Source organism: Bdellovibrionota bacterium (assembly GCA_040386775.1).
In the GTDB taxonomy this organism is placed as follows: Bacteria; Bdellovibrionota; Bdellovibrionia; order Bdellovibrionales; family JAEYZS01; genus JAEYZS01.
On the sequence record JAZKEU010000010.1, the window covers coordinates 17352 to 28634 of the forward strand.

The window sequence follows — 11283 nt, forward strand, 5'->3', positions numbered from 1 at the left end:
CTCCGTCAGTACTAATGCGTAAGGTCGGTCGAATCCTGGTGCGTTTAATTTTAGAATTGAATTCGGGCCAGATATGGATTTTCATCTTTGCCATAAGAGGGGGATTTTTTATGTTTAAAAGCGCATTTATTTTTGCAATTCTATTCGTGATGGCCGTTATCGGTACTCAAGCAGACGCCGCCACAAAATATTATAGATGGACAAATCAATATGGTTTAAGTGACAGCTTGCAGCCGATTTTGACTCAGTTGAACCAGACATCGAATTTGAATCTAGTTTACGCTGATTTCAAAAATGCTGAACACCGTGATCTAGCAAAGTATCGTTTCACAACGTTCTTGCAAATGTATGAAGGCATTCCCGTTAAAGGTGCCATGATCCGTACATGGGTGGACAACAAAACCGGTTCGCTAATACAAATGGAAGCTCATCTTGAGGCTCCTGCGGATAGAGAGCTTAGAACTCTAACTTTAAAAACAAAAAAAGTTGGCGGAACAGTTATTTTAGGAATGAACTTTAAAACGCTAACTAAAAACCTAGATACCATGAAGTACGTGCGTGAAGTGGTGTTGAAAAATATCGACGACAAGACAATCGGAAAAATCGATACACGCGATCAATGGGATGGAAACGATCTTCAGGCCGTGATCCAAGTTACGGGCAAACGTGGCGTGCATACGATCATTGTTTCGCACTTCTCTAAAAAAATCGTATCGAACTCTTACAAACCTTTCCCCAATGCAGATATCGCGGCGTTGGTTTATCCTATATACGAAGAATCAGAGGGTGATCTAAAGCCTCAAGAAAGAGTTCCAGTTACACTAAAAAATATTTTAAATGTCAGAAAACAAGTGAGCAGTGATCCCTATGCAGCTCTTCGCAATCGTAGTTATCTCTACGATTTGCACGATACCAATTTGGCGGAAACGAGTGAGGGTCAAGCGCAAGGTTATTGGTCATTTGCATGGCTAGTAAGAGCGGGAAAAGCATTATTCGAAGCTCTTCCGTGGGAAGAAAACTCTTATGCCAATAAAGGAATTTATCTTGAAGGTCGTTATGCTACGATCAGCTTGCATCCTAGTATTGCAAAAGTTCAGGGTTTAAAATTTCCTCTAGCTTATTCTGGTCACATGAATTTTATGGAATCAGAAACCATGGTGAATGGAAAATCTGTCTGGGGAGTGACGCCAGGATCTGCATATCGTGGACAGTTGTTGTCGGATTCTTCAAGCGCCCTTCTCCGTCCGGCGACTCGTTTGAAAGATCATAACTTTGTTCAATACATCAATGAAGGATTTGATGAGATTCAAGTTTACTATGCAGTAGACCGTTTGATGGAATCACTTCACAGTATGGGATTCACGGATCCGGAGCTTTCAACTCGTCCGTTCCATGCCATGCTGTACGACACAGACATCAGTATGAAGGACAATGCGTACTACTGGAACGACACTATCAACTTTACGACTTACTCTCCGGACGCACAAAACTACGCGCGTGATAACTCTACGATCTGGCATGAACTTGGTCATGGAGTCATGGATCGTCTCATGGGTGAAATGATCACCTTGGCAGACACCGGTGGCTTGAGCGAAGGTATGGCCGATTTCGTGGCAAAACTTGTAGTGGAAGACGTTACGGACAATCAACCCTTCGAAGGTGAAGATAAATTCAGAATCATCAACCAAATTGGTTTTAGCTTAACAAATGAAGTTCATGATGATGGTGAAGCCTACGGTGGATCGATGAGAGACATCATGGAAGCAGCGGTCGCTAAGGATGCGCAAAATGGTTTAAAGAAAATGACGGACCTTACGTTGGATGCGATGAGACTCACGCGCAATCATCCAGGTTTAACTGCGAACGATTGGTTTGAGCATATGGTGTTTGCAGACAGTCTTGGCTCTCCAGGCATTCGTGCTCCGGGGGAGATGAGAGAGCTGATCTTGAGCTCAATTGCTCTCCGTAATTTCAACTTGGATAATTCTCCTACGGCAGATTTCAAAATCGTAGTGGATGGAAAAGATGTGCTGACAGGTGAAAGTTTTGGTTCTCGTCCAAAGCCTTACTTTGTCGAATTGAAAGCAGATCAAACTTCTGAGCATCAATTGGATATGAGTTTACACAGTACCGCCAACTACAAATTCAAGTATCCATTGAAAGTGGAAGTGAGCTTCAACAATGGACCTTTGCAAGGTGCAGTAAGATGGTTGGATGAAGCGGCGGGTGTAAAGACTTTCACGCTCAATAGCGAAGCTGAAAAGGTGAGCTTAAAAGTGGGAGCCACTGGCGCATGTGATTTTGTTAATCGTGATGATGGAAGTTGTTCAGACTTCTTGTACATTTTGGTAACAAACGCAGGTGAGACGAAGCCTTCCGCGAAGAAGCGTTTTTATATGCGTGTGAAGCCACTATTATAATCTAAAAGTGATTGAGGGGCTGATGCCTTTGGCTCCTTAATTTTCATTTCGAATTTTTCATTTCAAATTTTTCAGTGTTTTTCAATTCGAATTTAGATTCTTCAAAAATGTAGTTTTTAATTATAAATTCCGGAAAATTGATTTCAATCAAGTTTACGCTGTTGGCTTCTTTGCGTGTGCGGTTGGAGGTGGCAGTGCCGGCATTCACGAGCAGAGGAAATTTTTTGTTTTCGAGATCAATAAATTCGACGGAGCTTTGATGATCGTGTCCGCTCAAGATCATGTGCGGATTTAAGGTCAACGCACGGTCTTGAAGTTTTTTAATATTAAGGTTGTTGGTCTTTTTAAAAACAGGATGATGGCAAGCAATGATTCTGATAGATTGAGGAGCATCTTTGGTGAAGATCTCTTCCAGTACCAGGATTTCCTTTTTAGAAATTTTCCCTTCTTTGATGCTGTAGATATTGTTGGTGGTTATGCCGGCGATGATCATGTCATCGTCCTTGTAGATCGAGGGAGAAAAAGGTTTAATATATTTATTGTATTTTTTGAAAGGTGAGAAGAATCTTTGAAGGATATTGTAAAGAGGAACGTCATGATTTCCAGGGACGGATAGCACTGGAGCCTCGACTTTTTTTAAAAAGTCTAGGGCCGCTAAAAATTGATGGGACCTGGCCCTCTGAGTGAGATCGCCAGTCACAACCACGCAGTTCACTTTTTGTGTATTTATCAAAGTAAGTAACGAATTCAATACATTTGAATTGATTTTTCCGAAGTGAAGGTCTGAAATGTGGAGTATAAGTTTGGAGTTCATCTATGAGTCGATTATTACTGCTAATCAATCCTTCGTCACGGAGCGGAGCAGATTATTATGAAAAAATACACAAATCCCTGGTCACCAAAGGGTATCGGATCGTTGATACGGAAGATGAATTAAAAAACTCATCCTTTTCTGATTTAATAATTAAATACAAAGACCAAATCGACTTTATTGTGGTTGGTGGTGGCGATGGCTCCGTGAATAGCGTTTTGGAAGAGTTGGTTAAAGTAAAAAAACCACTTCTTGTGATTCCCTTGGGGACTGCGAATAACTTAGCCAGGACTTTAAAGATCCCATCTAATCTCGATGACAACCTAAATCTCATTACCAAAAATAATATTCAAAAATTAGATTTAGGCGTAGTGAATGGAAAATATTTTGTGAACGTTGCCGGGATGGGTTTGAGCGCACGCGTGAATCAAGCAGCGCAGTCAAATTTAAAAAAGAAACTTGGAGTATTCGCCTTTATCTTTACGGCTTTCACTAAAGCCAAAAGTATGAAGCCTTTTACGGTTAAAATTAAGCTTGATGGTAAAACTCATAAGGCTAGATCTTGGCAGGTGAGTGTCTGCAATGGAAAACATTATGGATCAGGTTTAATCATTTCAAAAGAGGCTACACTAGAGGACGGAAAACTTCACTGCCTATCTACAGAAATAAAAAAGTGGTGGCATGGATTCTTTCTTATTCCTGCGGTGATACGTGGACAGTATGGTCCCAATCAAGATGCGACGTTGCTTTCAGGAGATCAAATCATCATCGAAACCAAGCGTCCAATGAAGATCGATTTAGACGGGGATATAAAAACAGAAACGCCAGCTCAATTTCATGTTGAAAGAGGAGTTTTGTCCGTATTGACGCCCTGATGAGAAGCTTTATAGTTCATCAAGAAGCAACGTGTGGGTTGCTTCTTGATTTTGAGAATTCCATAGAAGGATCGTTGATCTGAGACTCTTTTTCTTCGATAATTTCATTTAAAATTTTTAAAGATTGAGGTTCCTTAAGGAAATACTTAAGGCTTTCTAGCTTTTTTATATCAAAAGAATTCTGAGCTCTTAAGGTTTTATATAAATAATTGTAGTTCTGAATCAAATCATGGAATTCATCATCTTGTCTTACGTGCAGCGTTCGTTGATACATATGTCCTCTTGTCACCATATCCATATGTTTTCTTAGGGCGATGATCGGACCTACCATTCTAAATGTTAAACGAACTCCGAAATAAACGTGGAACACCACAAGAGTCATTAGAGAGAAAATAAAAAATCCCGTAATCCAAGTTTTCTCCTGATCCAGATGGTGAACAATGTCAGGACTCAGTGAATAGGCAAGATTCAAAAAAATATCATAGTTTTGATTCAAGAAATAATAAGTGGGTCCGCCCACGATGAGTGCGCTAAGGAGTGCTGAAGTCACAAGATAGCTTGTGTACTTGAGCTGAAAATCCTTATTAATGAGGTAATGGAACCTCTGAGGCGGCCTAAATGTCTTGTTTGCCATATGTTCTAATTATAGAGGGTTGTATTCTAAAAAGAGTTTTTCTAGAATAATTAGGAGATTAACATTCTTAAGTCTGAGGAAAAAATGATCAAACTAGCTGCTATTTTTGTTCTTACCGTATTGATGACAGGACTCACGTCTTGTTCTAGCACATCTTCTAAAAACACAGAGGAAATCAGCTTAAAAGCTGACCGCAAACTTTTAGATAAATATCGCACAGAAATGCCAGAAGATATAAAGGCCGAAAACGATTACATGGCGCTGGTTTTAAAAGACATGAGTGAGGTCAAATCAAAGCCTCAAGATGTTCGAGACCGTTACTATAAAGAAGTTCGTAGAAAGAGAGATGCCTTCAATAAGCAACACAGACAGATCAGAGAAAAATTCAATCGTGAAGAAAAAAAGAAAAGAGATGAGTTTTTAGCTGAGGCAAAAAAAGAAAGAACAAGCTTTGCTTCAAAAAAGCATGCTTCCTCGGAGTCTTCTGCATTTTTCTCGGAACAAAACACAAAGCGAAATGTATTTTTCCAAGATCAATCGGACGCAAGAAAAGAATTTGAGTCGCAGATGGATCAATCAAGACGTGATTTCAATGACGATATGAACTTAAAGCAAAAACAATTCGATGATTCCTACCGCGAATACATGAAGAACTTCCAAGAAAAAGAAAAGCAAAAGAAAGAAGAGATGAAGGCAGCTCCATCTGTTGCGCCAGCATCACCGGCAACTACTTTAGGAACTCCTGCGGTCAATCCAACTACTGCAATAGCTCCAGCTACAGGTGGATATCTTGGTCAAGACAAGGATCTAGAAGAATTTGATAAGCTAAAGGATTCTAAAAGAGAATCTTTTTAAAACTAAGAGTCGTCGTCTGGGAGATCGCGTTTTGTGCTCTTCATGCGTTTTTTCTTTGGTTTGCGATCTGGGTCTACAAAGATTTTTTTGTATTGAGTTTCTGTTAAAAGTTGGAAGTCTCCTCTTTGGAGGTTTCCAAGTTCCAATGATCCAATAGAAATCCTTTGAAGTTTCAATACATCATGTCCGATCTTTTCGAACATATTTCTGATCTGTCTGTTTAACCCTTGGGTTAGAACCACTTTATACCAAGAGTGCTTGGTGTCAGCTTTTTTCATTTTTTCGATAGATCTAAAGCGAACTTTACCACCAATGATCGTTACTCCTTTTTTGAGCTTTTCGATCTTTTCAGGTTTTGGTTCGCCTTCTACTTTGACGATATAAGTTTTTGGGATTTCAGTTTGGGGATGGGTGATCTTGTTGGCAAAATCGCCATCGTTGGTGAAGAGAAGAAGTCCTTCGGTGTTCCAATCGAGACGTCCTACCGGATAAAGTCTTACGGGAAATTGTGATAAATAATCGGCAACGGTCTTTCTCTCTAATGGATCTTCCATTGTCGTCAAAGTTGATTTTGGTTTATGGAACATCAAGTAGATCAACTGATTAGCTGGTTTGATGATTTTACCTTGAACTTTAACAGTGTCGATTTTTGGATCGACTTGGGTGCCGAGATCCTTTACTACTCTACCATTGATTTGCACGTGGCCATCTGTAATTAGCTGATCGGCTCCACGTCGTGAGCTCGCTCCAGATTGCGCGATATATTTGTTGAGTCTGATTGTTCCCTTGTCCACGTTTTTAGTCCTTTGGAGATACCTTGAGAGATATTTGGTGGTTGAATAAAGCTGTGAATATCGTTTAACAGAATTTCGAGCATTTTGTCATCGACAAAGATATTTTCGAGGGCGTTTTGACCGCGAATATAGGCTTTTTTACCTAGTTCTAAGCTTCCGTTAAGATCTCTCTTCAAGAAATCGATAGTTTGCTCAAGAACTTGCACCAATTCCACATAGAGAGGCTCCGTAGAACGATCGATAAAGAACCTCTCAATTTTCTTCAAGGCATAGAGGATGTTCGAATCTTGGTGAAAGCCATGAAGCTCAATTCGCTGGAAACTTTGGAAGGTATATCCACGAATGTAATCGCCAACAATCATATCATCACGGACGGTAAAATGAGCAGTGATGAAGTTAGAGATTTGCAGCTGCTGCTTGATACTTGGAATTAATTCTAAATTTTTATCGTAATCGAGTTTTCTGTCTTGAATGAGAGGAATGACCTGTCCGTTGTGGATGTAGGCGGCGTCATCGAAGCTGCGAACTTGGATTCGACCTTGAGGCATCGCTAAAATGGCGTGGGCGATATTGTTTTTGTCTGCAAAAATTTGTGTTGGGATATTTGGTTTTTCTCGGTGCAAATATTGTTTGATGATTTCGAGCTGATCGCGGTGAGATTTGATTTTTACTATTTGAATTTGCTCAGGTCTTTTTAAATTGGCCCAAGCTTTGGCATTCATGTCGGGTCCCAGGAATTTGAACAAAGCATTCGAGGCGAACTGTGATAGCTCTAAAGCGTTTTGCTGCCAATGTTCAAAAGTGAGCGCTTTAATGTAAAAGCTAAAAATAGTTTCTGGTAAAAATGGAGCTTCGAGATCGGTGAAAACACGGATGTAATTGTAGAGCGCCAAAAGAGCTTGGTTCGTTTGGGGCTTTTGCTCGTATAAGAATTTTCCAAATTCGCCATTAGTTCTCATACTTCAATGATAAAGAGACAAAGGTCTAAGTCTAGTCTTTTTTGAAGGTCTAGCCCTTTACTGGCCCTCAAGTTAATATATTGGAAGGAGACAAGTTTTATGGAAAGAAGATTACACCCGTTATTTCAAGAGTCGTTGCAAAATAACCAAAAAACCATCAATCAAAAAGTTCAGATTCAAGAAAAATTTGATCCAACACCGGCGGCATTTTCGCAGAATAATCCTGGTTCTGCCAATTCCAATATGATGGAATTTTTAAATGAATCAAAATTAAAAATGAATCGTATCGCGCAGAAAATGGCAAACTTTGAAGATCGACTTGCGGGTGTGACTCAAGAGATGAGAGCCACTCATGCAAAACTTTCTAGCCGCTTTACAGAGAGAGGACTTGCTGAACATAAGATCGAAGCGCTAATTGAAAGACAAAATTCCGTGATCAATTCCTTCGAAAAAAAGATGGCTCAAATGTCTAAAGTTATCGAAGATTCAAATCTTCAGCTATTGAGAACGCAAAGTGCACTCGAGGACGCGAGACGTGAAATCGCGAAGCTTAAAAGACTCTAAATCTTTAATAAAAGAAATCATGTACTGCTGATAAATCGTGAAATATGTTCCCGTTATTTAATTCGAGGAACACATTGTTCCTCAAGCTCTTGCTTATTTTAAAAATCGATTTATATTGCTCCCATGTTAAACAGATCCAATTACATAAACATTCTTAAAGAGCGGCTGGCAGACAGAATCAAAAGGAATTCCAGATATTCCTTACGAGCATTTGCCAAAGACATCAATATGTCCCCAGGGCGTTTGAGTAACGTCCTAAATGGCAAATCAGGCTTGTCTTTAGATAAGGCTTCAACCATTGCGCAAAAACTCGATTTGAGTGAAGCAGAGGCAGAATGGTTTATCACTTCGGTTCAATCCCAAGATGCGCGAAGTAAAACCAAAAGGTCTGAAGCACAAAGACGCATTAACGCCTTAAAAAAAACTTACAAGGATTACCAGCAGCTCAACTTGGATCAATTTGCTCTAATTTCAGAATGGTATCATTTTGCTTTGATAGATCTGATGGATACTAAAGATTTTAAAAATGACACCCAATGGATGGCTAAAAGATTAGGAATTTCTAAAGTAGAAGTGGAAGTTGCGTTGAGCAGATTAAAGTCTCTTAACTTTATTAAAGAAGAAAAAAATAAACTTTCAGTTTTGGTTCGTGAACCATCAACTCCGAGTAATATTCCTTCGGCGGCAATCAAACTCTTTCATCGTCAAATTTTGGAGAAAGCAATTACCGCTATCGATATGCAAAGTGTGGAAGAAAGAGATTTTTCGGCGATAACGATGCCAATCTCTAAAGATATTATGGAAGAAGCTCAGATTAAAATAAAAAATTTTAGAAGAGAATTTGATAAATGGGCTCAAGAAAATAGTAAAAATAAGAAAGATGTTTATTGCATTAGCATTCAGTTTTTTAATTTAACGAATAACCAATAACAAGGAGAGAAAGAATGAAAAATAAATTATTAATTATGACGATTGCTTTTTTAGCAACAATCGAGAGCCATTATGTCTGGGCCGGCGAAGTAGGGAATGGTCCTGATCTAAAAGGTAGCGCAGCTCCACTGAATACCGATAAAGAAGTGCCTATTGGAGTATTAAAGCAAATCAATAAAAAATGTGAAGATCAACTAGTAGAAGACTTTGTTTATAAGACTACGGGACAAGTTTGTAAAGATGCGAATTGCCTTCTTAAACCCAATTCTTCAAAAATTTGGATGGCTAGTGTAGATCGGTACAATAAACAATGCCGTATCCAGGTGATATCTGAAGTTCAAACAATCAGCAGATTTTCTCATGCTTACTATGATCAAAATAACATACCTCAGACAAATTATTCAGCTAAAAAACCGGGTCTGCTTCCTTATTTGGAAGGAGAGGCTACGGAAAAAGTTAACGATTACAATGAGCTCGGGATACAGACAAAATCAGGCGTGATTGCTAAGGGCATTCGTTTGGTTCGAGTTCTTCCCGAGAATTACACGGCATACTACTGGAATTGCGAACGCGAAATGATAACTAAAGTTCCCGTAGATTTAAAATCCGTTGAGGCTTGTTTGATTCAAAATTTAAATGAGTATCCATGATATTTTTGATTAACTTTCTATTGCTTTTTTCATCCCCGGCTTTGGCCTGTCCTCTCAAGGCTCCTAGTGAATTACTAGGAGCCTTGAGAGCGTCGAGCGCAGTTACGCTTTCGGTCCAGCTGTCGAGATCAAAATTCATTACCGAGAGCACTTATAGTTATATTGACCATCTCACAGATTATTATCTGAACGACTATCCCCAAGTGCAAAATGTAGGTGCGTGCTTAGAACAAGAGCTTTCACCGGTGATGGATCTAAAGGCTCTGTTTGCACGTTCGCTGATGCAAAAAACATTAACGAAGCTTTCGCAGTCCAAAAGTTTACTGGCCCAAAAAATTGCGACGATCACTAACAACAGTGAAGTTTTGATGTTCCAAATTTTTAGTAAAGAGCTTCCAGGTACGCAGAGAATTGCAGAGGTGGATCGGTCTACGGGAGTTATCTCCGCTAGCCCTTCAAAAATTCCACCCAACGAATGGCCGCTAATATTTGTACATGAAATTCTACATCGAAGAGATGAAACCCTGCAGAGCTCCATCGTTACCTACAATAATTCTGAAAATATCACTCAAATGATGGCCCTATTAAAAAGTAATAGAAAGTGGGAAGCCCTAATGCCAAATGAACAACAGCTCATGCTCGATCAGATTGAGCGTGCGTTAAATCGTGGATTTTTGGCCGAGTTCAGAGCATGGACATTAACATTGCAAGTCTATCAAGAATGGCTTGAGCAAAAAGAAATTATAGCCATTCCGTGGGTTGAAGAAATTTTACTCAATAAAAAAGAAAATCAACCTCTGGCAGATTATATTTATAATTATCTTTATCCACGTTTCACAAAGCCCATCGCGGAGGGTGTTTATGCTTCCGACATCTGGCTGACAGCATACGATCTAAAAATAAAAGAATTGCAAAACTCAGACAAGACTTCCTTAATAAAAAAAGCTTTTGGAAAACTCTAAATATTCCTGGAAAATGGAAAGTGTGAAATCTCAAAAAATAAAAATAGTAATAAAAAATTCACTTTGGATTTAAGGCACCAGGGTACATCTTACAAGCGCAATTACTCAATAATTTGGCCTATTTAAATAATATAGGTTTTGGGTGATTTGCTTCAAAGTATTGATAATCAAAAGAAATCCTACTTTTGCATTTTTCTAAAATAAATTTTTCTAATTTTAAAATTCAAATTCAAATTTCAATCAAAAAAAGAATTGTTAAGTATTTCTAACTATCGCTGTTGACAAAATTAGCATCAAAAGAGGTATAAGACCTCCACTAACCAATACCCAAAATGGGTATTATTAAAAGAGGAGTAACTATATGTTAAAATCATTTATCGCTATTGCTGCGTTATTGATCGGAATGGGGATGGCTACGGATGCAAATGCACAAACTACAACTGTAACAACAGGATGTACGTCACAAGGTTGTTATTACAACATCTACACTTGGATAAATGGTGCATGGGTGCACACGGGTTGTGGGTTTGAAAGATTTGGACCAGCATTTCCACGCGATCCAGCAATGCAATAGTATTTTAGAATAATTTAAGAGTTTTTTTGCGAAATTCACCTGTCTAATAAGTCAGGTGGATTTTTATTAAAAATATAATCTGGCGTAAGTTTGTAATGCTGGTTTACGATCGACTTTCACAAAAACCAAGACTTCCGGCTCGTATAGGTACAATAATACCACAGATCTGGACTGAACAATTTTAAGTACAAAAGCTAACATATTCTTAATAGCAACTTAAAAATTGAGAAATAAACTGTGACAAAATTGTACTCC

12 protein-coding genes are annotated in these 11283 nt (G+C 38.8%); 8 read left to right on the top strand and 4 right to left on the bottom strand.

From position 1 onward, the window contains the following. The first annotated feature begins 110 nt into the window (after positions 1-110). Positions 111-2420 carry a hypothetical protein gene (locus tag V4596_05455; GenBank protein ID MES2768576.1) on the top strand — a complete coding sequence of 770 codons (2310 nt, stop codon included), beginning with the start codon at positions 111-113 and terminating at the stop codon, positions 2418-2420. A 43-nt stretch (positions 2421-2463) separates the two neighbouring features. Here V4596_05455 and V4596_05460 read toward each other — a convergent pair whose 3' ends face one another. Then, entirely contained in the window at positions 2464-3234 is a 771-nt protein-coding gene (locus V4596_05460) for a metallophosphoesterase (protein ID MES2768577.1), read from the bottom strand. Between the two features lie 2 nt (positions 3235-3236). Here V4596_05460 and V4596_05465 point away from each other — a divergent pair, with 2 nt between their 5' ends. Next, positions 3237-4106, top strand: coding sequence for a lipid kinase (locus tag V4596_05465; GenBank protein MES2768578.1), 870 nt, complete (start codon positions 3237-3239; stop codon positions 4104-4106). A gap of 19 nt (positions 4107-4125) precedes the next feature. On the opposite strand, the gene V4596_05470 is transcribed toward V4596_05465, so the two are convergent. Continuing rightward, positions 4126-4740: a hypothetical protein gene (locus V4596_05470; GenBank protein ID MES2768579.1), complete on the bottom strand. Its 615-nt coding sequence runs from the start codon at positions 4738-4740 to the stop codon at positions 4126-4128. Between the two features lie 84 nt (positions 4741-4824). On the opposite strand from V4596_05470, the gene V4596_05475 reads away from it, so the two are divergent. Further along, positions 4825-5595 carry a hypothetical protein gene (locus V4596_05475; protein ID MES2768580.1) on the top strand — a complete coding sequence of 257 codons (771 nt, stop codon included), beginning with the start codon at positions 4825-4827 and terminating at the stop codon, positions 5593-5595. A gap of 2 nt (positions 5596-5597) precedes the next feature. Here the strand turns inward: V4596_05475 and V4596_05480 are convergent, their stop codons facing one another. Together V4596_05480 and V4596_05485 are read right to left on the bottom strand one after the other, a co-directional pair. Then, positions 5598-6389 carry a pseudouridine synthase gene (locus V4596_05480; protein MES2768581.1) on the bottom strand — a complete coding sequence of 264 codons (792 nt, stop codon included), beginning with the start codon at positions 6387-6389 and terminating at the stop codon, positions 5598-5600. After that, positions 6311-7348 (bottom strand): hypothetical protein, encoded by a 1038-nt coding sequence (locus V4596_05485; protein MES2768582.1) that lies wholly within the window; start codon positions 7346-7348, stop codon positions 6311-6313. The genes V4596_05480 and V4596_05485 overlap by 79 nt, the downstream gene beginning before the upstream one ends. Before the next feature lie 99 nt (positions 7349-7447). Here V4596_05485 and V4596_05490 point away from each other — a divergent pair, with 99 nt between their 5' ends. From V4596_05490 to V4596_05510, 5 genes are all read left to right on the top strand, one after another. After that, positions 7448-7912, top strand: coding sequence for a hypothetical protein (locus V4596_05490; GenBank protein ID MES2768583.1), 465 nt, complete (start codon positions 7448-7450; stop codon positions 7910-7912). A 123-nt stretch (positions 7913-8035) separates the two neighbouring features. Then, a complete protein-coding gene (locus V4596_05495; protein ID MES2768584.1) occupies positions 8036-8842 on the top strand; it encodes a TIGR02147 family protein in 807 nt (268 codons plus the stop codon). Positions 8843-8856: 14 nt separating this feature from the next. Further along, positions 8857-9492, top strand: coding sequence for a hypothetical protein (locus V4596_05500; protein ID MES2768585.1), 636 nt, complete (start codon positions 8857-8859; stop codon positions 9490-9492). A 5-nt stretch (positions 9493-9497) separates the two neighbouring features. Beyond that, on the top strand, positions 9498-10454 hold the full coding sequence (locus V4596_05505) for a hypothetical protein (protein ID MES2768586.1): 957 nt from the start codon (positions 9498-9500) through the stop codon (positions 10452-10454). A 361-nt stretch (positions 10455-10815) separates the two neighbouring features. Further along, the gene (locus V4596_05510) at positions 10816-11028 is read left to right on the top strand and encodes a hypothetical protein (protein ID MES2768587.1); all 213 of its coding nucleotides are present in this window, start codon (positions 10816-10818) and stop codon (positions 11026-11028) included. Positions 11029-11283: the final 255 nt, after the last annotated feature.

What these genes read in the sequence shown, in the direction of transcription:
- V4596_05455 (MES2768576.1), top strand. Translation starts at nt 111, where the DNA reads ATGTTTAAAAGCGCATTTATTTTTGCAATTCTATTCGTGATGGCCGTT.
- V4596_05460 (MES2768577.1), bottom strand. Translation starts at nt 3,234, where the DNA reads ATGAACTCCAAACTTATACTCCACATTTCAGACCTTCACTTCGGAAAA.
- V4596_05465 (MES2768578.1), top strand. Translation starts at nt 3,237, where the DNA reads ATGAGTCGATTATTACTGCTAATCAATCCTTCGTCACGGAGCGGAGCA.
- V4596_05470 (MES2768579.1), bottom strand. Translation starts at nt 4,740, where the DNA reads ATGGCAAACAAGACATTTAGGCCGCCTCAGAGGTTCCATTACCTCATT.
- V4596_05475 (MES2768580.1), top strand. Translation starts at nt 4,825, where the DNA reads ATGATCAAACTAGCTGCTATTTTTGTTCTTACCGTATTGATGACAGGA.
- V4596_05485 (MES2768582.1), bottom strand. Translation starts at nt 7,348, where the DNA reads ATGAGAACTAATGGCGAATTTGGAAAATTCTTATACGAGCAAAAGCCC.
- V4596_05490 (MES2768583.1), top strand. Translation starts at nt 7,448, where the DNA reads ATGGAAAGAAGATTACACCCGTTATTTCAAGAGTCGTTGCAAAATAAC.
- V4596_05495 (MES2768584.1), top strand. Translation starts at nt 8,036, where the DNA reads ATGTTAAACAGATCCAATTACATAAACATTCTTAAAGAGCGGCTGGCA.
- V4596_05500 (MES2768585.1), top strand. Translation starts at nt 8,857, where the DNA reads ATGAAAAATAAATTATTAATTATGACGATTGCTTTTTTAGCAACAATC.
- V4596_05510 (MES2768587.1), top strand. Translation starts at nt 10,816, where the DNA reads ATGTTAAAATCATTTATCGCTATTGCTGCGTTATTGATCGGAATGGGG.